This window comes from Marinobacter nauticus (assembly GCF_003634635.1).
GTDB lineage: Bacteria > Pseudomonadota > Gammaproteobacteria > Pseudomonadales > Oleiphilaceae > Marinobacter > Marinobacter nauticus.
Genome location: NZ_RBJB01000002.1, coordinates 804,748 through 831,271 on the forward strand (window position 1 = coordinate 804,748; position 26,524 = coordinate 831,271).

Sequence of the window (26,524 nt, forward strand, 5' to 3'; positions counted from 1 at the left end):
CACCGGAATTGCCATGGACGCCGCAGGCCGGGGGCTTCGGGTTGTTCTGTGTGAGATGAACGATCTTGCCTCTGCCACTTCGTCCAGCAGCAGCAAACTTATCCACGGCGGTCTGCGCTATCTTGAGCATTACGAATTCCGGCTGGTCAGGGAAGCACTCGGTGAACGGGAGGCCCTGCTACGAAACGCCCCACACATCATGTGGCCGATGCGTTTTCGCCTGCCCCATCAGCCCCACCTGCGACCAGCGTGGATGATCCGTACCGGCCTTTTCCTCTACGATCATCTGGCCAAGCGCGAACTGCTGCCCGGCTCCCGGTCTATTACCTTTGGCCCGGACTCGCCCCTGAAACCAGACATCAGCCGTGGATTCGAGTATTCGGATGGCTGGGTTGATGATGCCCGGCTGGTGGTACTGTCTGCTCGCAAGGCCGCTGAAAAAGGCGCAACCGTATTGACCCGCACCCGCTGTAGCCGCGCCGAGCGCCGTAACGGGCAATGGCACGCCATCCTGGACGATCACCACCGGGACAAGCAGTACAACATCCGCGCCAAGGTGGTCGTTAACGCCACCGGCCCCTGGGTCAGCAGCCTGTTCGGTGAAAGCCTGTCTATGCCAGCTCCCAAGCAGATCCGCATGGTCAAGGGCAGCCACATCGTCGTACCCAGGCTCAACCAGGATACCGAAGCCTATATTCTTCAGAATCAGGACGAGCGCATTGTTTTCGTGATCCCCTACGAGGACCGCTTCTCCCTGATCGGCACCACCGATGTCGATTACGTGGGCGATCCGTCGCAGGCACGGATTTCCCCAGAGGAAACCGACTATCTGCTGTCGATCGTCAACCAGTATTTCCGCCGGCAACTGTCCGCCAACGATGTAGTCTGGAGTTACTCCGGTGTTCGGCCGCTGATGGACGACGAGGGTGGCACCGCACAGTCTGCCTCTCGCGACTACTCATTCGAGGTTGATGACGAGGACTCGCTGCCCCCTTTGATCTCGGTATTCGGGGGCAAGATCACCACCTACCGGAAGCTCGCCGAAGCTGTGACCGATCAGGTCAGTCGCTATTTTCCCGGTGCCGGCCGGTCCTGGACCCGAACGGCCGTGCTGCCCGGCGGCGACTTCAACACTCAGGAGCAGCTGGCCACCGAACTCGCGGCCGATTTCCCCTGGCTGGACGATGCTGTAATCCATCGGTTTGTGCGAAGCTATGGCACCAGCAGCTACCACATTCTGGAAGGCTGTCAGAACATGGCCGATCTCGGCCACTGGTTTACCGATACCCTGTCTCGTCGCGAGGTGGATTATCTGATGACCCACGAATGGGCAATCACACCAGAGGACCTGCTCTGGCGGCGAACCAAACAGGGCCTGTACATTAACCCGGAACAATACAGCGAGCTATCTGAGTATATGAACCGGAATGACCAGGTCAGTCCAGAATGCTAGCAACTCTGGCCTGAATGGCCGGCACCACTTCCGCTTCAAACCAGGGATTCTTTCGCAACCAGAGATTATTGCGGGGGCTGGGATGGGGCATCGGAATGACATCCGGCCAGAATTGTTGCCACTGCCGCACATTCTCGGTAACCGCGCGCCTTGCGCCGGGAATATGCCAGGCATGAGCATATTGACCGATCAGCAAGGTCAGGCGAATCTCCGGCAAGCGGTCGAGCAACGCCTGGCGCCAGGCCGGAGCGCACTCGGGGCGTGGAGGAAGATCTCCGGATTTACCGGTGCCCGGATAACAGAATCCCATGGGCAGGATGGCAAGTTTCTGTTCATCGTAAAAGGTGTCGCGGGTAATGCCCATCCATTGGCGCAGCCGGTCGCCACTGGGGTCGTTAAACGGCAGACCGGTTTCGTGTACCCGTCGACCCGGCGCCTGCCCGACCACAAGAATGCGGGAGGATTCACTAAGCTGAATGACCGGCCTCGGCTCGTGGGGCAGATCGCTTGCACAAATCTGACAGGCCCGAACACGCCGAACCAGCTCATCAAAGGACAGGTTTATCAAAGAATTGGTCATACCTCAGAATTTCCTAACGCTTCGGCAGCTCCCAGTAAACCGGTATAGGGCTCTGTCACCACGTAAACCGGTGTAAATTCCATTAGCGGACGCATCCGCCCCTTGGCTACAAAGGCTTCACGGAACGGGCTCCCAAGAAAAAAGTCGAGAAATCCTGGCAGCATACCGCCACACAGATACACGCCGCCCAGACTCCCCAGCGTCAGCGCCGAATTGCCTGCGGTTCGCCCAAGCATTTCGCAGAAATGCCGAAGGACTTCCCCGGCCAAGGCATCGGAGGCGTCCACAGCGGCGGCTGTAATCTTCTCCGGAGCATCGAGCGGGGCCGCCACGCCACGGATTTCGGCATGGGCCTGATACAGGTTCAGCAAACCCGGGCCGCACAGAATCCGCTCGACCGACACCCGCCCAAACCGGGACCGGAGAAGGCGCAACACGTCCATTTCCGTGTCATCGGTGGGCGCAAAATCCACATGGCCCCCTTCAGTCACCAAAGGCACCCAGCCATTTCGAATCGGAACCAGACCGGAAACGCCCAGGCCCGTTCCCGGGCCCATCACCAGTTTCGGCCGGCCAGGGTCTCCCGGGCCGCCACAAACGTGCACCAGATTGGCGTCCGATACATGGGGCACGCCCAGCGCCATGGCGGTAAAATCATTGATGACCTTGAAGGCCGACCAGCCAAAGACCTGTCGCACCGCCTCAATATCAAAGCGCCAGTGGTTGTTGGTCATTGTCACCCGGGTACCGCGCAAGGGGGAGGCCACGGCCAGACAGGCCTGCCTGACCGACGCCATACCTACACGTTTCAGATAGGTGACCACCGCCTGATCCAGGTTCTCGTAATCACGGCAGTGCAAAACTTCAATAGCTTCTGGCTCTATACTGCCCTGCCCCACCAGAGCAAAGCGTGCATTGGTTCCCCCAATGTCCCCCACCAGAGAATAGTGTTCTGCCGTCATGTCTCGTGGTTCCAGAAAAAACTGGCACCTTGTTCAGGGTTGCTTACCGAACGACGGAACCAACCAAACAGCTCCCGCCCGTAGCCCGTATGATAGCCGGACAGATCCGTCGTTGCAGGCCTGCGGGCGGCCAGCACGTCATCCTCTACCCTGATGCTGAGGGTTCCGTTGCGGGCGTCCAGGACAACGGTATCCCCGTCTTCAACTCGGGCCAAAGGTCCGCCATCTAACGCTTCGGGGTATACGTGGATGGCGGCAGGCACTTTCCCGGAAGCGCCAGACATCCGGCCATCCGTCACCAGGCCCACTTTGTAGCCCCTGTCCTGCAACACCCCCAGATAAGGGGTGAGTTTGTGTAGCTCCGGCATACCATTGGCACGGGGACCTTGAAATCGCACAACCACAACGCAATCCCGATTCAGCTCTCCGGCCTCGAAGGCCGCCTTGAGCTCGTTCTGATCGTTGAATACCACGGCCGGGGCCTCAATGGTATGGTGCTCAGGCGCGACTGCCGAGACCTTGATCACGCCCCTGCCCAGATTGCCCTCCAGCACCCTGAGCCCACCATCCGGCGCAAAAGGCTGGGCCACACCACGGAGTACCTCCGGCATGGCACTTTGCTCAGCTGCAGGCTTCCAGGCGGGCTTACCATCGTCGAGTTCCGGCATGCGGGCGTACTGCTCCAGGCCTGGGCCCATCACTGTGTGCACGTCGTTATGCAGGTATCCGCCAGCAAGCAGTTCGCGGATCAGGAACGGCGTACCACCCGCCTCGTGGAAGGCATTCACATCCTCCTGGCCATTGGGATAGATACGGGTCAACGAGGGCACAACCGCAGAAAGCTCGGCATAGTCATTCCAGTCAATGATGATGCCGGCAGCGCGGGCGATGGCTATCCAGTGAATGGTGTGGTTGGTTGAGCCGCCCGTTACCAGCAGGGCGACCAGAGCATTGACGATGCTCTTTTCGTCTACCATATCGCCCAGCCCCAGATCTCCACCGTTAGGTTTCGATAACCGGATAACCTGTTCCGTCGCTGCCCTGGTCAGCGCATCACGCATCGGTGTGCCTGGATTCACAAAGGCGGCACCCGGCAAGTGCAGCCCCATCACCTCAACCAACAGCTGGTTGCTGTTGGCGGTGCCATAAAAGGTACAGGTACCGGGACTGTGGTATGACTTGCTCTCGGCTTCCAGCAACTCCTCTTTGCCAATCCTGCCTTCAGCATAGAGCTGACGGATGCGCTGCTTCTCTTTGTTGGGCAATCCGGACGGCATGGGGCCGGCGGGTACCAGTATGGTCGGCAGATAGCCAAAACTCAGCGATCCGATGAGCAGCCCCGGAACAATCTTGTCGCAGATCCCCAACAACAGCGTGGCATCAAACATGTTGTGGCTGAGAGCAACCGCCGTGCTCATGGCGATCGTGTCCCGGGAGAACAGGCTGAGCTCCATGCCAGGCTGCCCCTGGGTCACGCCATCACACATGGCGGGTGTGCCCCCGGCAACCTGGGCCACCGACCCCATACCATGGGCCGCCTCGCGGATGATATCGGGGAACTGTTGGTAGGGTTGATGAGCCGAAAGCATATCGTTGTAGGCCGTTACGATTGCCACGTTGGCCTTGTTCATCAACTTGAGCGTGTTCTTATCCGCCTGATTACAGGCGGCAAAGCCGTGGGCAAGGTTGCCACAGGACAGCGTGCCCCGTTGGGGGGAGTTCTTTTTCAGCGCCGCCATACGACAGAGGTACTCTTGCCGCGTGGCTTGACTTCGGGCCACAATTCTTTGAGTAACCTTCACTATGGTTGGATGCATCCTGCAGCCTCCTCTACGGATTCACTCGAACATAGAACAAAGAATAGTAAAAAACGCTTCAAAACATAGACACAGCAAAAAATTATCGCCATTATTTTGGTAACTTTACTACATATCACGAAAGCAGGCATCGGGAGCCCTCGAACCTCTAGCGAGGTGAAACCGTGTCACAGAAGGGTCATCAGTAGTTCATATACTGGCACCCGTTTTCATTGACCGCCGGCACTGTCGACTCTTCGACCATACCGGCGAACCTGGAATAAGGACACCCACATATGCTCAGGCGCACGAAAATTGTCGCCACGCTCGGCCCCGCCACAGACACACCGGAGTCACTTGCCGCCATCATCAAGGCTGGCGTTGACGTGACTCGCCTGAATTTTTCCCATGGCAGCGCCGAAGAGCACAGGGCCCGGGCCCGCCAGGTTCGTGAAGCCGCTGCAGCACAGAGCCGCTTTGTTGCCCTTCTCGCCGACCTTCAGGGTCCCAAGCTGCGCATCGCGCGGTTCACCGATAACAAGGTATTCCTGGAAGCCGGGCAAACCTTCGTTCTCGACGCCAGCATGGACAAGGACGCCGGCACAGCCGAGCGGGTGGGCATCGACTACGAGCAACTGATTGAAGACGTTGCCCCCGGCGACATTCTGGTGCTCGACGACGGCCGCATCGAAATGGAAGTGATGTCGGTAGACGAGCACAGCATTACCTCCAAGGTACTGATTGGCGGTCCATTATCCAACAACAAGGGCCTGAACAAGCGAGGCGGAGGACTGTCTGCCGAAGCTCTGACCGAGAAAGACAAGCAGGACATTGTTACCGCCGCAAAACTTGACGCGGATTATGTCGCCGTCTCATTCGTGCGCACCGCCGAAGATATGCACATCGCGCGCAGACTGCTGAGCGAGGCCGGCTCTGAGGCGGGCCTGGTCGCCAAAATTGAGCGGGCGGAGCTGGCACACGACGACCAGGCCCTGGATGAGGTCATCCTCGCCTCAGACGCCGTCATGGTCGCCCGGGGCGACCTGGCGGTTGAGATTGGCGATGCCGAACTGGTAGCAGTTCAGAAGCACATCATTGCCCGCGCCCGGGTTCTGAACCGGGCGGTCATCACCGCAACCCAGATGATGGAATCGATGATCACCAACCCGATGCCCACCCGGGCCGAGGTGTCCGACGTCGCGAATGCCGTAATGGACTACACCGACGCGGTCATGCTGTCGGCCGAAACCGCAGTAGGTGACTATCCGAAAGAAGCGGTAGAGGCCATGGTCCGCATCTGCCTGGGGGCCGAACGGCATCCCTCCATGCACCAGTCCAAACACCGGATTCACGAGAGCATGGAGCGGGTCGACGAAGCCATCGCTTTGTCTGCCATGTACGCCGCCAACCACCTGCATGGTGTACGTGCCATCATCTGCATGACTGAGACAGGCGCTACCCCCAGACTGATGTCACGCATCAAGTCCAGCCTGCCGATCTTTGCCCTGTCGCGCCATCACTCCACCCAGCACCGGGTGGTTCTTTTCCGCGGCGTGCAGACCATACCCTTCGATTCGGCCCGGATTGCCAATGAGCAGACCAATGCTGAGGCCGTGGAACAACTGCGCAGACGCGGCGTAGTCGGCGAAGGTGATCTGGTGGTGATTACCAAGGGGGATTACGTCAACGCTCAGGGCGGCACCAACACTATGAAAATCGTGCGCGTTGGCAGCGATATCCGCTAGCCGCCGAGCAGCGCCTGACACAGCCTTCGGCCAGACACACAAAACCCACCACGACGGTGGGTTTTGTGTTTACCGGTTTAAAGGTCGCCCAGACTTCCCCTGGCAATTTCCGACACTGCCGGCCAGTCTTTACCGGCAATGGCCTCTGCCGGCGTGAGCCAGGACCCACCAACAGCACAGACATTCGGTAACGCCAGATAATCTCTGGCTGTCTGGCGGCTAATGCCACCAGTCGGACAAAAGACGACATCGGGAAATGGCCCGCTGAAGGCCTTAAGCGCAGGGATACCCCCTGCCACTTCCGCCGGGAAAAACTTGAACTCCCGATAGCCCAACGCATACCCCATCATCAGCTCGGACACCGTCGAAACCCCTGGTAACAGCGGTGCCTCGGAGGTAACACCGAACTCCAGAATGGCCTCAGTAACCCCGGGGGTAATCACAAACTGCGCACCAGCAGACTCCACCTGTCGATACTGGGCAATACTGGTAACCGTTCCTGCACCAACCCAGGCTTCGGGAATGGCTTTCCTGACCTTTTCAATGGCACGCACTCCATGCTCTGTGCGCAAGGTGATTTCAAGCACCCGAATACCTCCATCTACCAGCGCACGGCACAGCGGGATGGCATCGTCCGGGTCTTTGATCGCAATCACAGGCACCAGAGGTGAGGCTGCCAGAACGGCCTGCACCCGCTCGCGATGATAGTCCGACAATTGATTCATGATGATCTCCTAAAGCAGTTAGCGGCGGTGACCAGACAAGCAACGCGCCGTCACGGGCTCCAGAACACTTCCAGGCCGGGTTTCAGGAAGGCCCGCACCGGCATGGCAAATACATCATCCAGGGCCGAACACGCCCTTCTGAGTGTATCCAGCTTGTCCTCCCCTTTCAGGTGCAGCGCGGTAAAGCGCGCTTGCGCCAGTACCGCCCGGGTCAGCGTCACCCTGGGCTGAGGCTGGGATTCGGGTGTCATCGCCGCTACCAGGCCAGTATTGAACTTATCCATGGCTTCAGGCAGCTCAGGCGCGTCCGGAAACAGCGAAGCGGTATGACCGTCATTGCCCATTCCCAGTATCACCACATCCACCGGCAGAACCAGCACCGAAAGCGCCTGCCGAACTGCCTCCAATCCTTGATCCAAGATTTCCCCCGGCTGCTTCAGTGCCAGGTAACGGGCTTTCGCAGCCCTGCCCACTAACAGATTGTTTCTGACCAGGGTTGTGTTACTGGCAGGGTCGCCCTCCGGCACCCAGCGCTCGTCCGCCAGCACAACATCCACTCTGGACCAGTCCAGATCCGCGTCGGACAACGCCTTGAAGAAGGGTAAAGGCGTAGAGCCTCCGGACACCACCAGGCTGGCCCTGGGCGCCTGTTCAAGACGACTGGCGAGCACATCGGCGACGGTCGAGGCCAAGGCCCGGGCCACGCCCCCGGCATTATCGTCGGCGTGGAACCCGACCCCCTCTGGCAAGCGAATGTCAGGCATCCTCATACCAGCTCCTCCCATCCCGTGTGATCATGGCAATGGAGGCAACCGGGCCCCAGGTGCCGGCGGCATATCGCTTGGGCGGTTCGCCACTGTCTCGCCAGTTCGCGATAATCTCGTCGACCCAGCGCCAGGCGTATTCCACCTCATCTCTGCGAACAAAAAGGTATTGATTACCTTTCATCACCTCCCACAGCAGACGCTCATAGGCATCCGGAATGCGTTCCGCTTCAAAGGTTTCGGAGAAGGTCAGCTCCAACGGCCCCTGCCGCAATCGCATCCCCTTATCCAGACCCTGATCCTTGGTCAGGATTTTCAGGGCCATTCCCTCATCCGGCTGCAACCGGATAATCAGTTTGTTGTTGGCCAAATGCTTCTGGTCCGGGTCAAAAATATAGTGAGGCGCGGGCTTGAAATGGATGATGATCTGGGAAAGCTTCTCCGGTAGTCGCTTGCCCGTGCGGATGTAAAATGGCACACCAGACCAGCGCCAGTTGTCGATCTCAGCCTTCAGGGCCACGAAGGTTTCGGTGGCACTGCCCTTGTTGGCATCGTCCTCCTCCAGATAACCCGGAACCGGCTTGCCATTGCTGGTGCCTGCAGTGTACTGACCACGCACGACGTACCGATCCATCATGTCCGGGGCAATCCGCTTCAGCGCCTTGAGTACCTTTACCTTCTCGTCCCGGATACTGTCCGCTGACAGGTCAGCAGGCGGATCCATCGCAATCAGGCACAGCAACTGCAGCAGGTGATTCTGAATCATGTCGCGAATCTGACCGGCCTGGTCAAAATAGCCCCAGCGCCCTTCTATACCGACGCTCTCCGCGACGGTAATTTCAACGTGAGAGATATGATTCTGGTCCCACTGGGAGGCAAACAGGTTGTTGGCGAATCGCAGGGCAATCAGGTTCTGCACGGTCTCCTTACCCAGATAGTGATCAATCCGGAACAACTGGTTTTCGTGGTAGACCTCTCCAAGCTCATCGTTGATGACCCGGGACGACTCAAGGTCGTGGCCAATAGGCTTTTCCACCACCACCCGGGTTTTCTCATTACAACAACTGGTCGCTTTCATATTGCGGGCAATCACGCCATACATCGAAGGCGGCGTGGCCATATAGACGATGAGTTCGTTGTTGGGTTCATCCCGCCACTCACGCAGAGCCCCATAGCCCTCAGGATCTGTGAAATCCAGCAACAGGTAATCCACCCGCTGCAGAAATACATTCGCAACACCAGCATCAAACTCACGGTCTTTCACATGATAGCGAAGCTTTTCAAACAGTTGCTCCCGGACGTCCGCTGTTGTTGCCTTCGTGCGCGCAATCGCCAGAATGCGACTGCCCTGCGCGAGCAAGCCCGCGCGCTCCAGCTGATACAACGCAGGGAAGAGTTTACGCTGAGCCAGGTCACCCAAGGCGCCAAAAAGCATCAGGTCACACGGGGCATTCGCGTTCTTTACCATGAGTCGCGCCCTCCATGATTTGCCGCTCCACTTCGTTCACATTAACAGGAAGTAGTAGTTTTAGAAAAAAAACAGTCAAACTGCTGACTCCCGCCCCTCAGAAAACCACGTTATGACACGTTGACTACCGCACACCCACCAATAAAACGGTATACTCCCGAGTTCTTAGATGATTCGGCCCCCAAGAGATCAACGGAGCATCCATTCATGACAACCAGTCACGCGCACCGGGAAGAGAATCTGCTGGAAGATATTCAGGAACGCCTGGATAATCTGAACAAGTCCGAGCGCAAAGTGGCAGAAGCGATTCTTAAGGACCCCAGCGCTGCAACGCGGTACAGCATTGCAGCCCTGGCCCGGGCGGCCAATGTCAGCGAACCTACTGTAAACCGATTCTGTCGGAGTTTTTCAGCGACGGGCTTCCCGGATTTCAAGATCCGATTAGCACAGAGCATTGCGACAGGAACACCCTATGTCGGCCAGAATATAGAGCCCGACGACACCGTGGCTGAATTCGCTGACAAAATCATGCTCAGCACCATTGCCAACCTGGATAAGTCTCGCCAGTCACTCGATCACAAAGCGCTAGCTTCGGCCATCGACTATCTTATCCAGGCAAAACAGATCCACTTTTTTGGCATGGGCGGCTCCGCGTCGGTCGCACTCGATGCCCAGCACAAGTTTTTTCGATTCAACATTCCCGTAACCTCATACGACGACGCTCTCATGCAGAGAATGGTAGCGGCAGGGGCGCAGGTCGGAGATGTGATCGTGATGATCTCATACACCGGCCGAACCAAGGAAAGCGTTGATATCGCCAGAGTGGCGCGAGAGAACGGCGCAACGGTTATTGGTATAACAAACCCGGAATCCCCTCTTGCGGAGTTCTGTACGGTGGTGGTTGGCGTCACAACCCCGGAAGACACAGAAGTGTACATGCCCATGTCTTCCAGAATTATTCATTTGACGGTCATCGACATCCTCGCAACCGGTGTAACGCTGAAACGTGGATCGGATTTTCTGGGCCATCTCAAGAAAATCAAGGAAAGCCTGAAAGCTACCCGATATCCGAAAGAATGAACCGCTCACAAAAAAGCCCCCGAAAGGGGGCTTTTTTGTGAGGTCTATAGCAAATCAGTTCCGCTCAACTTCAGCTGTGTTGCTAAGGTACTGCTGGTAGGCCGTATATTCACGCTGCCCCTCCAGCTGCGCCAGGAAACGCATCAGCTGTTGGTATTCCGCACCTTCCTGATCAACCTCACCTTCGTTGACACCGGTCAGCACAATGACAGCAGCCTGATCGGCCGTAACGGCGCGGCCAACGGTTGGCGAGTCACCATCCGGGCGGGCCATAGAAAACACTTCCTGCACCACGCGCGGGCTCAGGCCAGACACACTCCGGCCCTGATCTTCAAACTGCTGCCATTCACCGGCACCAAGTTCATCAGCATTGGTACCGGATTCAAGCTGAGCCACGAGCTCATCAACACGGGCTGCCAGCGCATCCCGGGTTTCGGTTCTCTCCAGAATCCGACGAATCTCCGGCTCCACATCGGCCAACTCCAATTGGCGCGGTTCGTGATACTCGCGCACCCGGGCAACGACCGACACGTTATCACCCACGTCGATCAGCTCGGTATTGTAGCCACCCTCAAGTACATCTTCAGAGAACAGTTGACGTACCAGACCCGCATGATCAAAGGGTGCTGCACCGCCATCCCTGCTGACACCTTCGACCACCCGAATTTCCAGACCCAGCTCTTCGGCCGGGCTGGCAAGATCGTCGGCGGCGTAGGCCGCATCAGCCAGTTGCGAGCGAACTTCCGCAAAACGCTCACTGGCCTTGGTTCTGGCCAATTCGAGTCGCAGATCTTCACGCAACTCGTCAAAGGCAGGCACATCGGAGCGGCGCACCTCTTCCAGCTTAATCAGATGAAGACCAAAGCTGGTCTCAACCGGACCAGAAACTTCGCCTTCGTCCAGCCCAAACAGAGCGTCTTCAAAGGCTTCATCGTAGACACCACGGCCGGCAAAACCGAGATCACCACCTTCCTGCGCAGAGACGGTATCGACTGAGTATTCCTCGGCCAGGACGGCAAACGACTCACCGTCTTCAAGACGCTGCTGGATGGTTGCGAGAGTCGCCTGCCCTTCATCACCGGCCTCTACAAGAATGTGAGCGGCACGGCGCTCTTCCCGTGCGTATTCTTCAGCACGCTCCTCGTAATAGGACCGCAATTCATCTTCGGCGACCTCAATGGACTCCGCCAACGCTCCCTGGGACAAGGTAATGTAGGCAGCATCCACCTGCTCTGGCTGACGAAACTGGTCACGGTTCTCGTCGTAGTACGCCTGTACGTCCGCCTCGGTCACATCCACCTGGTCCTGAACACTACTGCCATCGAGAGTCAGCACGCGGAAGTCACGGGTCTGGTTCTGAATGGCCAGCAAATGGGCTGCATTCTCAGGTGCCACGACACCGGTCTGGGCGATCGCCGCGCGAATCTGGTTTACCACATAGTTCTTGCGCATGCTTTCGCGGAACTCGGCAACGCCCATGCCCACATTGCGCACTGTGGCTACAAACCGATCACGATTGAACTGGCCATCCACCTGGAACTGGGGCATCTGGGTAATCAGGGAATCGATGTCGGCGTCGGTCAGCTCCAGCCCCTGGCTCTGAGCGTCCTGAGTGAGCACGGCCTCCCGGATCAACGCATCCAGCACGTCGCGGCGAATCTGATCCTCGTCCAACAGGGATTGATCCGGATTCTCCATCTGCATCAGGCGCTGCTGACTTTCCATCTGTACGGTACGCAGAAACTCCCGCTCGGTGATGTCCTGGCCGTTGACCGTTGCCACTTCTGGCTCGCCAGTGAAGCCGCCAATGATGGCATCCATTCCCCAGATCGAGAGGGAAATAATCAATAGGCCAACGATAACCTTGGCGATCGTACTCTGGGCGTTATCCCGAATATCTTGAAGCATGTTGTTCTCGAATCCCTGTTCAAGGTTCTGCTGTTGGTAGTGGTGAGGCGAAAGCTGAGTGAGCCACCGTTAACACGCAAAAAGGCGCACCCTTACCGGAATGCGCCTTGAATTCTGATGGCAGTTCCCGAAACCGGGAACTGCCAGAGAAAGAACCGTTACTTAACGGCGTCTTTCAGGGCCTTGCCTGCCTTGAATCCAGGCACTTTAGAGGCCGGAATCTTGATTTCTGCACCAGTCTGCGGGTTGCGACCAGTACGGGCAGCACGCTCTTTCACAGAGAAGGTGCCAAAGCCGATCAGGGTAACCTGGTCGCCTTTCTTCAGTGCACCGGTGATTGAGTTGGTCATGGCATCCAGCGCACGGCCAGCTGCGGCTTTGGAGATGTCTGCGGACTCTGCAATTGCATCGATCAGTTCGGACTTGTTCACACTAAACCCCTTCGATTTCAGGTTGAAGATGTTATAGGTCGGTTTGTTTTTTCGCGGACGTTCTCGACTATCGCATAAGCGATGGGAGAATTCCATTCTTCAGTTTTTTTATTCCTTGCGGCATTAAACCGGTGTTCGGAATAGGCACTTACTGCGCGGGAGCCCTTGGTATTGGCTGCTTCACGGCGAAACAGTTATACCAACGGGCTCTCAGGCGTGTCAACAACTCATCCGGTGTTTAATGTGTATTTATGCGCTCTGCAGCGTCGCCGGAATCATCAGAAGCGGCCGATTTGCCGGTTTCCTTGTCAGCATTTTCAGCCCGGGGATCCGGCTGGTAGGCCAGCGCAATATCCAGAACCTCATCAATCCACTTGACCGGACGAATCTCCAGCGATTCCTTGATGTTGCCAGGTATCTCTTTGAGATCCCTGACATTTTCATCCGGGATAATGACAGTCTTGATGCCGCCGCGATGGGCTGCCAGCAGCTTTTCCTTCAAGCCGCCGATCGCCAGAACGCGACCTCGCAAGGTGATTTCACCGGTCATCGCTACATCCGCCCGAACGGGAATTCGGGTCAGTGCAGAAACCAGTGCTGTACACATGCCAATACCGGCACTCGGGCCATCTTTCGGGGTTGCCCCCTCTGGTACGTGCACGTGAAGATCGTGTTTTTCGTGGAAATCATCCGCCACACCCAGGCCGGCCGCCCTGCTCCGGACCACTGTAAGTGCCGTCTGAATGGATTCCTGCATAACGTCACCCAGCGAGCCGGTTTTAACAACACGCCCCTTACCTGGCGTCAAAGCGCACTCGATGGTCAACAGCTCGCCGCCGACCTGGGTCCATGCCAGACCGGTCACCTGTCCGATCTGGTTGGTTTCTTCTGCCAGTCCGTATTTGAACTTTTTGACGCCTGAGTAATCCTCAAGAAGATCCGGCGTCAGGGTCACCGAGGCCTTGGTGCTGCTCTCTACGTGCTCACGCACCACCTTACGGCAGATCTTGGCTATTTCGCGCTCAAGACCCCGTACACCGGCTTCCCGAGTGTAGTAGCGGATCAGATCCCTGATGGTCTCTTCCGGCAGTTTCAGTTCGTCCTTGCGCAGACCATTGGCCTTGAGCTGCTTGGGCAGAAGGTAACGCAACGCAATATTGACCTTCTCATCTTCGGTGTATCCGGGAATCCGGATGATCTCCATGCGGTCCAGCAGTGCCGGTGGAATATCCATGGAGTTAGAGGTACACACGAACATCACGTCAGAGAGGTCGTAATCGACCTCCAGATAGTGGTCATTGAACGTATGGTTCTGTTCCGGGTCCAGCACCTCGAGCAGAGCCGAGGCCGGATCGCCACGATGGTCCATGCCCATCTTGTCGATTTCGTCGAACAGGAACAGCGGGTTCTTCACACCCACCTTGGAAAGCTTCTGCAATAACTTGCCCGGCAACGCGCCGATGTAAGTCTTGCGGTGGCCTCGTATCTCGGCTTCGTCACGCACACCACCCAGCGCCATGCGGGTGTATTTGCGATTGGTAGCCTTGGCGATGGACTGCCCAAGGGAGGTCTTGCCAACCCCGGGAGGCCCTACCAGGCAAAGCACAGGCCCTTTTACCTTCTTGACCCGACTCTGAACCGCCAGATACTCCAGAATACGCTTCTTCACCTCGTCCAGGCCGTAGTGATCCCGGTCCAGGATTTCACGGGCCTTTTCAAGGTCGTGACGAACCCGACTGCGCTTCTTCCAGGGGACCGCCAGCATCCAGTCAATGTATCCGCGCACCACGGTAGCTTCCGCGGACATCGGCGACATCATCTTGAGCTTGTTCAGCTCTGTTTCGGTTTTCTTCCGGGCCTCTTCCGGCAGACCGGCTTCCTCAAGCTTCTGCTCGAGTTCCTCGAAATCGTTGTTACCCTCGCCGAGCTGGCCCATTTCCTTCTGGATCGCTTTCATCTGCTCGTTCAGGTAATACTCGCGCTGACTGCGCTCCATCTGCTTTTTCACACGGCCACGGATGCGCTTCTCCACTTCGATCAGATCAATCTCACCGTCCAGCTTGCCCAGCAAAAGATCAACCCGCTTACGAACGTCCAGAGCTTCCAGCAACTCCTGTTTCTCGGGAATCCGCATCTCCAGATGCGCGGCCATGGTATCGACCAGACGCTCAAGTTCGTGGATACCGGTCAAAGCATTGGAAACCTCAGATGGCACCTTTTTGGACAGCTTCACGTACTTCTCGAATTCGTCCATCAGGGTCTTGGTGAGGACGTCTTCCTCGCGCTCCGGCAAGGATTCCTCATCCATCAGAATGGCCTGGCCGGACAGGTAATCGCCTTCCTCGATGTCAGAAATGCTGGCTCGGGAATTACCCTCTACCAGAACCTTGACGGTGCCATCCGGGAGCCGAAGCATCTGCAGCACCGTCGCCAGGGTGCCCATGGCAAATACATCCTTCGGGCCCGGCTCGTCGGTGGAGGCATCTTTCTGGGCTACCAGCAGGATTTCCTTGCTGCCCTCCATTGCCGCTTCCAGCGCCTGAATGGATTTTTCGCGGCCCACAAACAGCGGAACCACCATGTGCGGGAACACCACCACATCACGCAAAGGAAGCAGCGGGTATTCGTGCACAGTTTCATCAGGTATACGGGTCATGGGGAATCCTCTGACAGTATTTCTTTCAGCATATCACCCAACATTGGGGCGCTGACAAAAATTGCAATCTTTTTACGATGGGAAATATCAGGGAGCAAACGATAAGGGCCTGAGATGAAAAAGGGGCGTTGAACGCCCCTTTTATATCACCCGGTATTCTACGCCCTGTGCCCGCTCAGTCTTCGGGCACCGCCTTGGCGTGATCGCTGCTGGCGTAGATCTTGAAGGGCTCTGAATCCCCCTTGATCACACTCTCGTCGATCACCACCTTGGAGACATCATGCTCAGAGGGAATCTGATACATGGTATCCAGCAGGGTCGCTTCCATTATCGACCGCAGACCACGGGCACCGGTCTTGCGCTCCATGGCTTTTCTGGCCACTGCGCGCAGGGCGTCTTCCCGGAAGTCCAGCTCCACCCCTTCCATATCAAACAGCTTCTGATACTGCTTGGTCAGGGCGTTTTTGGGCTCGGTCAGAATCTGCACCAGTGCTTCTTCATCCAGTTCGGTCAACGTGGCCACCACAGGCAGACGGCCGACGAATTCCGGAATCAGGCCAAACTTCACCAGATCCTCGGTCTCGACTTCGCGAATGATATCGCCAGTGCTCTTGCTGTCGTCCTGGCTCTTGACTGTAGCCGAGAAGCCAATGGAACTGCGCTCAGAGCGTTCCTGGATAACCTTGTCGAGGCCGGCGAAGGCACCGCCACAGATAAACAGGATGTTACCGGTATCCACCTGCAGGAATTCCTGCTGGGGGTGTTTACGCCCACCCTGAGGAGGAACCGAAGCGACAGTACCCTCGATCAGCTTCAGCAAAGCCTGCTGAACACCCTCACCCGATACATCCCTGGTAATGGACGGGTTATCGGACTTGCGGGAAATCTTGTCGATCTCGTCGATGTAGACAATACCGCGCTGGGCCTTTTCGACATCGTAGTCGCACTTCTGCAGCAGTTTCTGGATGATGTTTTCAACATCCTCACCCACATAGCCTGCTTCGGTCAGCGTGGTCGCATCCGCGATGGTAAACGGTACATTCAGCATGCGCGCAAGGGTTTCCGCCAACAGGGTCTTACCGCTACCGGTGGGACCGATCAGCAGAATGTTGCTTTTGCCCAGCTCGACATCACTCTTGCCCTCGCCGTAGCGAAGACGCTTGTAGTGGTTATACACCGCTACAGACAGAACGACCTTGGCGCGATCCTGGCCAATAACATATTCATTCAGAGTCTCACGGATCTCTGCCGGCGTGGGCAGGCGGTCGCTGGCCTCCTCCGGGGCGTTCTCCTGAATCTCTTCCCGGATAATGTCATTGCACAGATCAACGCACTCGTCGCAGATGAACACCGAGGGCCCTGCAATGAGCTTACGGACTTCATGCTGGCTCTTTCCACAAAACGAGCAGTAGAGCAACTTGCCGTTATCGTCGCCTCTGCCGTTTCTTTCATCTGCCATTGAAATACCTCTGTTCTTCGTTGGCCGGTGTCATCAGTGTGTACGCCGGCCGGTAGTGATGCGATGACTTTCAGTATTATTTATTCGATACGCGCTTATCAAGTATTGTATCGATCAACCCGTACTCTTTGGCCTGGGCAGGATCCATGAAATTATCACGGTCGGTATCCCGGGCGATGGTCTCGATGTCCTGACCGGTGTGCTCCGCCAGCAGCTCGTTGAGCGTGTTGCGGATTTTCAGGATCTCACGGGTATGGATCTCGATGTCCGTCGCCTGCCCCTGATAGCCGCCCAGCGGCTGATGAATCATTACACGGGAGTGCGGCAGGCAGGCACGCTTGCCCTTCGCGCCACCCGACAACAGGAAAGCACCCATGCTGGCTGCCTGACCGATGCAAAGCGTTGCTACGTCCGGCTTCACGAACTGCATGGTGTCGTAAATGGACATGCCGGCGGAAACGGAGCCACCCGGACTGTTGATATAAAGATGGATATCCTTGTCCGGATTTTCGGATTCCAGGAACAGCAACTGGGCAACCACGAGGTTTGCCATGTGATCTTCAACCGGGCCAACCAGAAAGATCACCCGCTCCTTGAGCAGACGGGAATAAATGTCGAACGAACGTTCGCCGCGTGCCGTCTGTTCAATAACAATCGGCACCAGGCCTGAGCTGGTTATCATTGTAGGGCCATCAAACGGTTTCTGCGTCATGTGCGCCTGAACTCCTTATGGACAATGGTTTGGACTCCTGCTTCAACGGGAGCCCGTTGTATTCCGGTACCCCATATACTCTGCCAGCAGATCGCCCAGATGAAAACAGCCGGACACGCCGGCTGCTTCCAGAACACGGCACCGGGCCAGAGCCCGGCGGCCATCAGCGCTGGGGCTGACCGGCCTGCACCGCTTCCTCGTACTTCATCTTCTTCTCTTTTACCTTGGCCGCGCCAAGCACAAAATCAACCACGGCATCTTCCAGTACAGAAGACTCAACCTGAGCCTTCTGATCCGGGTTGCTGTTGAAGTGTGCAACAACCTCGTCCGGCTGTTCATACGTAGAAGCGATCTCCTGGATCTTTTCTTCCACTTTCGCTTCGTCAGCCTTCAGGTCATTTTTCTTGACCACTTCCTGGAACAGCAGACCCGTCTTCACGCGACGCTTCGCCTGCTCTTCGAAGATTTCCTTCGGCAATTGCTGGAAATCCACCTGCCCGCCAAAGCGCTGAACGGCGTCCTGACGCAGGCGATCAATTTCCTGGTCAACCAGAGCCGCAGGTACTTCCAGCTCGGTGGTCTCCAGCAGACCATCTACAACGTCGTTCTTGACCTTGTTGGATACCGCCTGCTTGAGCTCGCGCTCCATGTTCTTCTTCACTTCCTCGCGGAAAGCTGCTTCGTCTTCAGCTTCGATGCCGAAACGCTTGAAGAATTCCTGATCCAGTTCCGGCAGCTGCGGCTCTTCTACCTTGTGGATAGTGATAGCGAACTTGGCATCTTTACCCGCCAGGTCTTCGTTATGGTAGTCCTCAGGGAAAGTGACATCGATTTCCAGCTCTTCGCCGGCTTTACCACCCACAATGCCCTTTTCAAAGCCAGGGATCATCTGACCTGAACCCAGGGTCAGACGATGACCTTCAGCGGAGCCACCTTCGAATTCTTCACCGTCGATGGAGCCCTTGAAGTCGATAGTCACGATGTCCTTGTTCTTGGACTTGCGCTTGACCTCTTTCATGGTGGCCTGCTGGCGACGCAGATTATCGATCATGTTGTCGATATCCTTGTCGGCAACTTCAGACACCGGCTTCTCAACGTTGATCTTGCTCAGATCGCCCAGCTCAATTTCCGGCAGAACCTCAAAAGTCGCAACGAACTCGAGGTCCTTGCCTTCTTCCATGGTCTTCGGCTCCAACTTGGGCCAGCCAGCCGGATTGATATCCTGCTCCTGCAGCGCCTTGATGTAGTTGTCGCGCATAGCCTCGCCAACCACTTCCTGGCGGATGCTGTCACCAAAACGACGCTTGACCACGCTCATGGGAACCTTGCCAGGGCGGAAACCGTTCAGGCGCACGGTGCGAGCAGTTTCCTGCAGGCGTTTCTGAACCGCCTGGTCGATTTCCTGGGCGGGCACACCAATCGTCATGCGACGCTCGATGTTGGAGGTCGTTTCAACAGACACTTGCATGGAAGTTCCTCAAATTACAGATTCTGTAGGTGAATGAAAATTAAACCAAAATCCCGGCAGGAGCAGCTCACCCCAAAGGGACGCAAAATTAAAAGCCGGTAGTTTATCACGGTTTGCCCCGCCGAGAGAATCACCCGGCCACCCTGAATATGGGTTTGAGACGCGCCTGACAACGCGGTACGGGAATACAATGGGGACAAATCAGAAAAAAGAAAGGGTGGTGCGAGAGGAGAGACTCGAACTCTCACGGTATTACCCGCTGGAACCTAAATCCAGTGCGTCTACCAATTCCGCCACTCTCGCATATCCGGCGCAGCTCTGAACCATAACAGGGAATCAGGTTGCTCGGAAACAAACAAGGGGAAAAGTGGGGTGGACGAAGGGGTTCGAACCCTCGACCGCAGGAGTCACAATCCTGAGCTCTACCAACTGAGCTACGTCCACCACATCAGGGAGGTGCCTGCCGGCACACTACTGCTTACTTCAACTTTGCTGGTTCGGCGAGTCCGGTACCAATCTGCGATTAACGAGATGGCGCGCCCGGCAGGACTCGAACCTGCGACCATCCGCTTAGAAGGCGGATGCTCTATCCAGCTGAGCTACGGGCGCTTGACCGTTCGCCCACCTGAATATCCAGAAAGTGGTCGGGGTAGAGAGATTCGAACTCCCGACATCCTGCTCCCAAAGCAGGCGCGCTACCAGACTGCGCTATACCCCGTTAACTGAACAACAAGTGCCTCAGCAAAGTTGGCGCGCATATTACCGGCGCCGATCGCGTCCGTCAACACGGAATTGAAAATTCCTTGCCGAGACAGTCCTATAAATGACCACCTGTAACCGCTGGAGTTCCCGACCACCCCTCTACATTGGCGTTAACCCTGAAGCATGAGACAATGCCCGGCCTTCACTTTTACGCCCAAACCGACAAGACGGAAACATGAGCGCCAAACTGATTAACGGAAAAGAAATTGCTGCACAGGTCCGGCAACAGGTGGCCGCCGGTGTCGAAGCCAGAAAACAGAAGGGCCTGAGAGCGCCCGGGCTGGCCGTGGTACTGGTCGGTCACGATCCGGCATCCCAGGTATACGTTGGCAACAAACGCAAGGCCTGCGAGCAGGCAGGCATCCTGTCGCTGTCCTATGATTTGCCGGAAGATACCTCCCAGGCGGCACTGGAAGCGCTGGTTGACGAGCTGAACGAGAACCCCGCCGTTGACGGCATACTGGTTCAACTTCCCCTGCCCTCGCACCTGGATGCTGATCCGATTCTGGTAAAGATACGGCCCGACAAGGACGTAGACGGCTTTCATCCCTACAACATCGGCCGCCTGATGCAGCGCAAGCCTACCCTGCGGCCCTGCACACCGGCAGGCGTCATCACCCTGCTGGACTCCATTGGCACCCCCTACAAAGGCCAGCACGCAGTTATTGTCGGGGCCTCCAACATTGTCGGTCGCCCCATGAGCATGGAACTGCTGCTAAAGGGAGCCACGACAACGGTATGCCATCGATTTACCGACAATCTCGAGAAATTTGTTGGGGAAGCAGACATCCTGGTGGCCGCAGTGGGCAAACCGGGCATCATCAAGGGCGAGTGGGTCAAACGCGGCGCCACCGTCATTGATGTGGGCATCAACCGGATGGATGATGGCAAACTCTGTGGCGATGTCGATTTTGACGCTGCAGCAGAGCGTGCGGCTTACATCACCCCGGTACCGGGCGGCGTCGGCCCCATGACCATTGCCACCCTGCTGGAAAACACCCTTTACGCCGCCGACGTGCTGCACGCCGACACCTGACGCGCCATCCCGCGAACTCTTCGTCAGCGGGGGCAACCCCAATAAAAAACCCCGCCGAAGCGGGGTTTTTTATGGACGGGCGTTTTACTGCCCGTATTTGGCCTTGGCCTTCTGACGGTAAGCGTGCAGCAGCGGCTCAGTGTAACCGGCCGGCTGTTCGCGACCCTTCAGAACCAGATCCACAGCGGCCTGGAAGGCGATGCTGTCATCAAAGTTCGGAGCCATGTTGCGGTATGCCGCATCACCAGCGTTCTGCTTATCAACAACCGCAGCCATGCGCTTCATGGTTTCCATGATCTGCTCTTCAGAGCAGATGCCGTGGTACAACCAGTTGGTCAGCAGCTGCGAAGAAATACGCAGTGTCGCACGGTCTTCCATCAGGCCCACATCGTTGATGTCAGGCACCTTGGAGCAGCCCACACCCTGGTCGATCCAGCGTACAACGTAGCCAAGGATACCCTGGGCGTTGTTGTCCAGTTCCTGCTGAATGTCCTCGGCGCTCAACGAAGACGGATCATCCATCACCGGCACAGTCAGGATGTCGTCCAGAGACGCGCGCTGACGGTTAGCCAGCTCTTTCTGCACATCAAACACGTTCACCTGGTGGTAGTGAGTGGCATGCAAGGTAGCGGCTGTCGGAGACGGAACCCAGGCGGTGTTGGCACCAGCCTTCGGATGACCGATCTTGGCCTCCAGCATGCCTGCCATCAGATCCGGCATGGCCCACATACCCTTACCAATCTGGGCAACGCCGGACAGACCGGCTTCCAGGCCGATGTCCACGTTCCACTGCTCGTAGGCGTTGATCCAGGCGGCCTGCTTCATCGGCCCCTTACGGATGAAGGGACCCAACTCCATGGATGTATGAATCTCATCACCGGTGCGATCCAGGAAGCCGGTATTGATAAACACGGTGCGCTCTTTGGCCGCGTGGATGCAGGCCTTCAGGTTCACCGTGGTGCGACGCTCTTCGTCCATGATGCCCACTTTCAGGGTGAAGCGCGGCAGACCAAGAGCGTCTTCAACACGACCGAAGAATTCATTGGTGAACGCCACTTCTTCCGGGCCGTGCTGCTTGGGCTTAACAATGTACACAGAACCCTTGGTGCTGTTCTGGAATTTGCCGTCGCCCTTCAGGTCGTGGATGGCGATCAGGGATGTTACCAAGCCGTCCATCAGACCCTCGGGGATTTCGCTACCATCCTTCAGCAGAATGGCCGGGTTAGTCATCAGGTGACCAACGTTACGAACGAACAGCAGGCTGCGACCCTTGAGGGTCAGCTCGCTGCCATCGGCGCCAGTGTAGGTGCGGTCGCCATTCATGCGACGAGTCATCATCTGGCCGCCCTTCTCAAAGGACTCTTCCAGATCGCCCTTCATCAGGCCAAGCCAGTTCTTGTAGGCGACAACCTTGTCATCAGCATCTACCGCGGCAACTGAGTCTTCGCAGTCCATGATGGTGGTCAGGGCCGATTCCATCAGAACGTCTTTAACGTGGGCACCGTCATCCTTGCCGATCGGATGGCTGGCATCAATCTGGATTTCGAAATGCATGCCATTCTTCACCAGCAAAACGCCAGTGGGGGCACCGGCAGCGCCGGTGTAACCCACAAAACCGGACTCGTCTTTCAGACCGGTCACGTCACCGTTCTGAAGTTTAACCGCCAGCTTGCCGCCATCGATGTAGTATTTTGCGGCGTCTTTATGGCTGCCGGAAGCCAGTGGTGCAGAGCCATCCAGCAGGTTGCGGGCCCACTCAATCACCTTCGCGCCACGAACCGGGTTGTAGCCACGACCTTTCTCAGCACCATCTTCCTCAGAAATAGCGTCGGTACCGTACAGGGCATCGTACAGGCTACCCCAGCGGGCGTTAGCCGCGTTCAGGGCGAAACGGGCATTCATGACCGGCACAACCAACTGCGGGCCGGCCATGGTGGCGATTTCCGGATCCACATTGGAGGTGGAGATTTTGAAATCCGCCGGCTCATCTACCAGGTAGCCGATGTCTTTCAGAAACGCCTTGTACTCAGCCATGTCCAGTTTCTGGCCCTTGTGCTCGCGGTTCCAGGTGTCCATTTTTTCCTGGATTTCGTCACGCTTGAGCAGCAGCTCGCGATTGCGCGGAGCGAGCTCGTTCACGATCTTGTCGAACTCGGCCCAGAACTTGTCAGCGTCAATACCGGTGCCCGGAATCGCTTCGTTATTTACAAAATCGTACAGATTCTTGGCGATCTGGATGCCGCCAACTTGAACGCGTTCTGTCATCGTTGCTTGCCTCAATGGGTTTGTAGTTCCCGACTCCCCTGATGGCGCCTGAAAGCGCGGGGACGTTCTGATTAGAGCGCCGCATTGTACGTGAAATTCCCTACAAGGTCATTCCCACCGGTACAATGCGACATTGCGCGAATCAACTCAGTCCTGGCTCCGGCGCCAGGTGGTTCCTTCGCGGCTGTCATCCAGGATAATGCCCTTCTCCAGCAGATCATCGCGAATGCGATCAGCCTCCGCAAAGTCTTTGGCTTTGCGGGCATCGGCACGGGCCTGAATCATGGCCTCGATGTCCTCGGCGGTCAGCTCACTGCCGGTATCCGCCTGGAAGAAGGCTTCCGGGTTCTGCTGCAGCAGACCGAGCACAGCACCCAGCCGCACCAGAACGGCCGCGCTACGCTTGGCGGCTTCTTCATCACCTTCCCGGCGGTAATGATTGATGTCATTCGCCACTGCATGCAGCACGGCAATGGCGCCAGCAGTATTGAAATCATCATCCATTACCTCGGCAAAACGACGGTCGTGGTCCGTTTCCGCTACATCCGCTTCTTTCGCTGGCACGATACCCCGCAGGGCATGATAGAGCTTGGTCAAGGTTCGCCCGGCCTCCGCCAGGTTATCCTCGGAATAGTCCACCTGGCTCCGGTAGTGGCTGGACACCAGGAAATAGCGAACCACTTCCGCCGGGTACTTTTCCAGAATCTCGCGAATGGTAAAAAAGTTGCCCAGCGACTTGGACATCTTTTCCTTATTCACTCGAATGGCGCCGGCATGCATCCAGGTGTGCACAAAGGTGTGGCCGGTGGCACATTCCGACTGGGCGATTTCGTTTTCATGATGGGGGAACAGCAGATCCGGACCACCACCGTGAATATCGAAGGTATCACCCAGGCACTTGGTAGACATGGCGGAACACTCAATATGCCATCCGGGGCGACCTTCGCCCCACGGCGACTGCCAGCTCACCTCGCCTGGCTTGGCGGCCTTCCAGAGCGCAAAGTCTGCAGGGCTGCGCTTGGCCTCCTGCACATCCACTCGAGCACCGGCTACCAGATCTTCCAGCTTTTTCTTGCTCAGCTTGCCGTAATCCGGGAAAGACTCCACGGCAAAGTACACGTCGCCATTATCGGCAGCGTAGGCGTGGCCACCGGCGATCAGCTTCTGGATCATGGCAATGATGTCGTCGATAAAGGCAGTCGCCCGAGGCTCATCGTTGGGTGACAGCACGCCGAGCTTCGCCTCGTCCTCGTGCATGGCCCGGATCATCCGGTCGGTCAGGTCGGTATACACCTCACCATTTTCATCAGCCCGGCGCAGGATTTTGTCGTCGATATCGGTAATGTTGCGCACATAGTGTACGTCGTATCCGCGATGCCGCAGATACCGAGTCACTACGTCAAACGCCACCAGCACCCGGGCATGCCCCAGATGGCAATAGTCGTAGACAGTCATGCCGCACACGTACATACGAACCTTGCCAGGCTCCAGGGTTTTGAACGCTTCCTTTTGCTGTGTCAGCGTATTGTAGATACGCATTACTTGCCTCCCTTACCCCAGGAATCCCGCAGCGTTACGGTACGATTGAACACCGGCTTGCCAGACTTTTCAGTCAGTTCCTGGTCGCAGAAAAAGTATCCCTCGCGCTCGAACTGGTACGGCAGATCGGTACGGGGCTGAGCCAGACTTTTCTCAACGCGGGCACCTTTGAGAACGACCAGAGATTCCGGGTTCAGATGATCCAGAAAATCGCCTTCCTTGTCGCTGTCCGGAGATTCGTGGTTGAACAGGCGGTCGTAAAGATTGATATCCGTCTCCACGCTGTCGCTGGCCGACACCCAGTGAATCACGCCATTGGGTTTGTAGCCCTCCGGGTTCACGCCCAGGGTATTCGGATCGTATTCGCACTTGAGCTCGACAATCTCGCCGCTGCCGTCACGCACAACCTCTTTGCAGGTCATCACGTAACCACCGCGCAGCCGCACCGCCTGGTCCGGGGCCAGCCGCTTCCACTTACGCGGCGGCTCTACCTCGAAATCTTCCCGGTCAATAAACAGGGTCTGACTCCAGGTCACTTCCCGCTCGCCCATATCCGGATTCTGCGGATGCACTGGCAGAGTGAGGGTTTCCGTCTGGTCAGCCGGATAGTTGGTCAGGGTGACCTTGAGCGGACGCATCACGCACATGGCGCGGGGCGCACGGTTATTCAGATCTTCTCGGATAGCGTGCTCCAGCATACCGACATCCACGGTGCCACCGGCCTTGTTCACGCCGATCATGTCGCAGAAGTTGCGAATGGACTCCGGTGTGTAACCACGACGGCGCATGCCGGAAATCGTCGGCATCCGGGGGTCGTTCCAGCCACTAACCACGTTTTCATCCACCAGCCGCTTCAGTTTGCGCTTGCTGGTAATGGTGTAGTTCAGATTCAGCCGGGCAAATTCGATCTGGCGCGGATGACAGGGGATGGTGATATTGTCCAGCACCCAGTCGTACAGCGGCCGGTGATCCTCGAATTCCAGGGTACACAGGGAATGGGTAATCCCTTCCAGAGCATCGGAGATCGGATGGGTAAAGTCATACATCGGATAGATGCACCACTTGCTGCCGGTCTGGTGATGATCCGCGTAGCGAATCCGGTACAGAATCGGGTCCCGCAGGTTGATATTCGGGGATGCCATATCAATCTTGGCCCGCAACACCAGCTCACCGTTCTGGAACTTGCCGTCGCGCATGTCCCGGAACAGCTGCAGGCTTTCCTCTACCGGGCGATCCCGGTATGGGCTGTTCTTGCCGGGCTCTTTCAGGGAGCCCCGGTACTCGGCCATCTGTTCAGCGCTCAGGGCACAGACATAGGCTTTATCGTTCTGAATGAGCTCTTCGGCAAAGGCGTAGAGCTGATCAAAGTAATCCGACGCGTAACACACCTCGCCGGCCCACTCATAGCCCAGCCACTCCACGTCCTGCTTGATAGCGTCGATATACTCCTGGCTTTCCTTTTCCGGGTTGGTGTCGTCAAATCGCAGGTTGCACTCACCGTTAAAGGTTTCGGCAATGCCGAAATTCAAACAGATCGATTTGGCATGACCAATGTGCAGATAGCCATTGGGCTCCGGGGGGAAACGGGTGACCACCTTCCCGGTGTGCTCCCCTTTGGCGATAGCGTCTTCAATCAGGCTCTGGATAAAGTTGTGGGCTTTCTTCGACTCGGCGCTCATACAATCTCTGTCAACAGGGAATGAATCATGGGAGCT

General features: G+C 57.0%; 19 protein-coding genes and 4 tRNA genes. 4 read left to right on the plus strand and 19 right to left on the minus strand.

Annotated features, from left to right (window positions below):
- Positions 1–13: 13 nt before the first annotated feature.
- A complete protein-coding gene (gene glpD / locus C7436_RS03955; protein ID WP_410110927.1) occupies positions 14–1,453 on the plus strand; it encodes a glycerol-3-phosphate dehydrogenase in 1,440 nt (479 codons plus the stop codon).
- On the opposite strand, the gene C7436_RS03960 is transcribed toward glpD, so the two are convergent.
- The 3 genes from C7436_RS03960 to edd are packed head-to-tail and all read right to left on the minus strand — an operon-like array spanning position 1,437 to position 4,812.
- Positions 1,437–2,033: a uracil-DNA glycosylase family protein gene (locus C7436_RS03960; RefSeq protein ID WP_121206783.1), complete on the minus strand. Its 597-nt coding sequence runs from the start codon at positions 2,031–2,033 to the stop codon at positions 1,437–1,439. The genes glpD and C7436_RS03960 overlap by 17 nt on opposite strands.
- On the minus strand, positions 2,030–2,995 hold the full coding sequence (glk, locus tag C7436_RS03965) for a glucokinase (RefSeq protein ID WP_121206784.1): 966 nt from the start codon (positions 2,993–2,995) through the stop codon (positions 2,030–2,032). The genes C7436_RS03960 and glk overlap by 4 nt, the downstream gene beginning before the upstream one ends.
- Complete coding sequence (gene edd, locus C7436_RS03970) at positions 2,992–4,812, minus strand: phosphogluconate dehydratase (protein ID WP_121206785.1); 1,821 nt, start codon at positions 4,810–4,812, stop codon at positions 2,992–2,994. The genes glk and edd overlap by 4 nt, the downstream gene beginning before the upstream one ends.
- A gap of 275 nt (positions 4,813–5,087) precedes the next feature.
- Here edd and pyk point away from each other — a divergent pair, with 275 nt between their 5' ends.
- Entirely contained in the window at positions 5,088–6,536 is a 1,449-nt protein-coding gene (pyk, locus tag C7436_RS03975) for a pyruvate kinase (protein ID WP_121206786.1), read from the plus strand.
- Between the two features lie 77 nt (positions 6,537–6,613).
- On the opposite strand, the gene C7436_RS03980 is transcribed toward pyk, so the two are convergent.
- From C7436_RS03980 to zwf, 3 genes are read right to left on the minus strand one after another with little or no spacing between them, the layout of a single operon-like run.
- Positions 6,614–7,261, minus strand: coding sequence for a bifunctional 4-hydroxy-2-oxoglutarate aldolase/2-dehydro-3-deoxy-phosphogluconate aldolase (locus tag C7436_RS03980; RefSeq protein ID WP_121206787.1), 648 nt, complete (start codon positions 7,259–7,261; stop codon positions 6,614–6,616).
- Positions 7,262–7,311: 50 nt separating this feature from the next.
- Complete coding sequence (pgl, locus tag C7436_RS03985; protein WP_121206788.1) at positions 7,312–8,025, minus strand: 6-phosphogluconolactonase; 714 nt, start codon at positions 8,023–8,025, stop codon at positions 7,312–7,314.
- Positions 8,018–9,493 carry a glucose-6-phosphate dehydrogenase gene (zwf, locus tag C7436_RS03990; RefSeq protein ID WP_121206789.1) on the minus strand — a complete coding sequence of 492 codons (1,476 nt, stop codon included), beginning with the start codon at positions 9,491–9,493 and terminating at the stop codon, positions 8,018–8,020. The genes pgl and zwf overlap by 8 nt, the downstream gene beginning before the upstream one ends.
- A 207-nt stretch (positions 9,494–9,700) precedes the next feature.
- On the opposite strand from zwf, the gene C7436_RS03995 reads away from it, so the two are divergent.
- A complete protein-coding gene (locus tag C7436_RS03995; protein WP_011785314.1) occupies positions 9,701–10,573 on the plus strand; it encodes a MurR/RpiR family transcriptional regulator in 873 nt (290 codons plus the stop codon).
- A gap of 54 nt (positions 10,574–10,627) precedes the next feature.
- On the opposite strand, the gene C7436_RS04000 is transcribed toward C7436_RS03995, so the two are convergent.
- The 10 genes from C7436_RS04000 to C7436_RS04045 all read right to left on the minus strand — a co-directional run bounded on the left by C7436_RS04000 (position 10,628) and on the right by C7436_RS04045 (position 19,925).
- A complete protein-coding gene (locus C7436_RS04000; RefSeq protein WP_121206790.1) occupies positions 10,628–12,481 on the minus strand; it encodes a SurA N-terminal domain-containing protein in 1,854 nt (617 codons plus the stop codon).
- A 158-nt stretch (positions 12,482–12,639) separates the two neighbouring features.
- A complete protein-coding gene (locus C7436_RS04005; RefSeq protein WP_008174603.1) occupies positions 12,640–12,912 on the minus strand; it encodes an HU family DNA-binding protein in 273 nt (90 codons plus the stop codon).
- A gap of 238 nt (positions 12,913–13,150) precedes the next feature.
- Positions 13,151–15,568 (minus strand): endopeptidase La, encoded by a 2,418-nt coding sequence (lon, locus tag C7436_RS04010; RefSeq protein ID WP_121206791.1) that lies wholly within the window; start codon positions 15,566–15,568, stop codon positions 13,151–13,153.
- Positions 15,569–15,743: 175 nt separating this feature from the next.
- Positions 15,744–17,027 carry an ATP-dependent Clp protease ATP-binding subunit ClpX gene (clpX, locus tag C7436_RS04015; protein ID WP_011785317.1) on the minus strand — a complete coding sequence of 428 codons (1,284 nt, stop codon included), beginning with the start codon at positions 17,025–17,027 and terminating at the stop codon, positions 15,744–15,746.
- Between the two features lie 76 nt (positions 17,028–17,103).
- Entirely contained in the window at positions 17,104–17,739 is a 636-nt protein-coding gene (gene clpP / locus C7436_RS04020) for an ATP-dependent Clp endopeptidase proteolytic subunit ClpP (protein WP_011785318.1), read from the minus strand.
- A gap of 163 nt (positions 17,740–17,902) precedes the next feature.
- Complete coding sequence (tig, locus tag C7436_RS04025; protein ID WP_113879023.1) at positions 17,903–19,207, minus strand: trigger factor; 1,305 nt, start codon at positions 19,205–19,207, stop codon at positions 17,903–17,905.
- Between the two features lie 218 nt (positions 19,208–19,425).
- Positions 19,426–19,510: transfer RNA gene (locus C7436_RS04030), tRNA-Leu, on the minus strand.
- Positions 19,511–19,575: 65 nt separating this feature from the next.
- Positions 19,576–19,651 (minus strand) — tRNA-His (locus C7436_RS04035).
- An 88-nt stretch (positions 19,652–19,739) separates the two neighbouring features.
- Positions 19,740–19,816, minus strand: a tRNA-Arg gene (locus C7436_RS04040).
- 32 nt (positions 19,817–19,848) lie between these two features.
- Positions 19,849–19,925, minus strand: a tRNA-Pro gene (locus tag C7436_RS04045).
- A 219-nt stretch (positions 19,926–20,144) separates the two neighbouring features.
- Between C7436_RS04045 and folD the strand changes: the two genes are divergently transcribed.
- Positions 20,145–21,005, plus strand: a complete 861-nt coding sequence (gene folD, locus C7436_RS04050) for a bifunctional methylenetetrahydrofolate dehydrogenase/methenyltetrahydrofolate cyclohydrolase FolD (RefSeq protein ID WP_121206792.1) — start codon at positions 20,145–20,147, stop codon at positions 21,003–21,005.
- Between the two features lie 84 nt (positions 21,006–21,089).
- Here folD and C7436_RS04055 read toward each other — a convergent pair whose 3' ends face one another.
- The 3 genes from C7436_RS04055 to C7436_RS04065 form a co-directional block, all read right to left on the minus strand.
- Positions 21,090–23,270 (minus strand): malate synthase G, encoded by a 2,181-nt coding sequence (locus C7436_RS04055; RefSeq protein ID WP_121206793.1) that lies wholly within the window; start codon positions 23,268–23,270, stop codon positions 21,090–21,092.
- A gap of 147 nt (positions 23,271–23,417) precedes the next feature.
- The gene (gene cysS, locus C7436_RS04060; RefSeq protein ID WP_121206794.1) at positions 23,418–24,809 is read right to left on the minus strand and encodes a cysteine--tRNA ligase; all 1,392 of its coding nucleotides are present in this window, start codon (positions 24,807–24,809) and stop codon (positions 23,418–23,420) included.
- Complete coding sequence (locus C7436_RS04065) at positions 24,809–26,488, minus strand: glutamine--tRNA ligase/YqeY domain fusion protein (RefSeq protein ID WP_121206795.1); 1,680 nt, start codon at positions 26,486–26,488, stop codon at positions 24,809–24,811. Before C7436_RS04065 ends, cysS begins: the two co-directional genes overlap by 1 nt.
- Between the last annotated feature and the right edge of the window lie 36 nt (positions 26,489–26,524).

Bases quoted from the DNA above. Each gene is read 5' to 3' on its own strand.
- C7436_RS03960 (WP_121206783.1), bottom strand. From the start codon at position 2,033: ATGACCAATTCTTTGATAAACCTGTCCTTTGATGAGCTGGTTCGGCGT.
- C7436_RS03995 (WP_011785314.1), top strand. From the start codon at position 9,701: ATGACAACCAGTCACGCGCACCGGGAAGAGAATCTGCTGGAAGATATT.
- glk (WP_121206784.1), bottom strand. From the start codon at position 2,995: ATGACGGCAGAACACTATTCTCTGGTGGGGGACATTGGGGGAACCAAT.
- C7436_RS03980 (WP_121206787.1), bottom strand. From the start codon at position 7,261: ATGAATCAATTGTCGGACTATCATCGCGAGCGGGTGCAGGCCGTTCTG.
- cysS (WP_121206794.1), bottom strand. From the start codon at position 24,809: ATGCGTATCTACAATACGCTGACACAGCAAAAGGAAGCGTTCAAAACC.
- pgl (WP_121206788.1), bottom strand. From the start codon at position 8,025: ATGCCTGACATTCGCTTGCCAGAGGGGGTCGGGTTCCACGCCGACGAT.
- C7436_RS04065 (WP_121206795.1), bottom strand. From the start codon at position 26,488: ATGAGCGCCGAGTCGAAGAAAGCCCACAACTTTATCCAGAGCCTGATT.
- zwf (WP_121206789.1), bottom strand. From the start codon at position 9,493: ATGGTAAAGAACGCGAATGCCCCGTGTGACCTGATGCTTTTTGGCGCC.
- clpP (WP_011785318.1), bottom strand. From the start codon at position 17,739: ATGACGCAGAAACCGTTTGATGGCCCTACAATGATAACCAGCTCAGGC.
- pyk (WP_121206786.1), top strand. From the start codon at position 5,088: ATGCTCAGGCGCACGAAAATTGTCGCCACGCTCGGCCCCGCCACAGAC.
- C7436_RS04000 (WP_121206790.1), bottom strand. From the start codon at position 12,481: ATGCTTCAAGATATTCGGGATAACGCCCAGAGTACGATCGCCAAGGTT.
- tig (WP_113879023.1), bottom strand. From the start codon at position 19,207: ATGCAAGTGTCTGTTGAAACGACCTCCAACATCGAGCGTCGCATGACG.
- edd (WP_121206785.1), bottom strand. From the start codon at position 4,812: ATGCATCCAACCATAGTGAAGGTTACTCAAAGAATTGTGGCCCGAAGT.
- lon (WP_121206791.1), bottom strand. From the start codon at position 15,568: ATGACCCGTATACCTGATGAAACTGTGCACGAATACCCGCTGCTTCCT.
- C7436_RS04055 (WP_121206793.1), bottom strand. From the start codon at position 23,270: ATGACAGAACGCGTTCAAGTTGGCGGCATCCAGATCGCCAAGAATCTG.
- folD (WP_121206792.1), top strand. From the start codon at position 20,145: ATGAGCGCCAAACTGATTAACGGAAAAGAAATTGCTGCACAGGTCCGG.
- clpX (WP_011785317.1), bottom strand. From the start codon at position 17,027: ATGGCAGATGAAAGAAACGGCAGAGGCGACGATAACGGCAAGTTGCTC.
- glpD (WP_410110927.1), top strand. From the start codon at position 14: ATGGACGCCGCAGGCCGGGGGCTTCGGGTTGTTCTGTGTGAGATGAAC.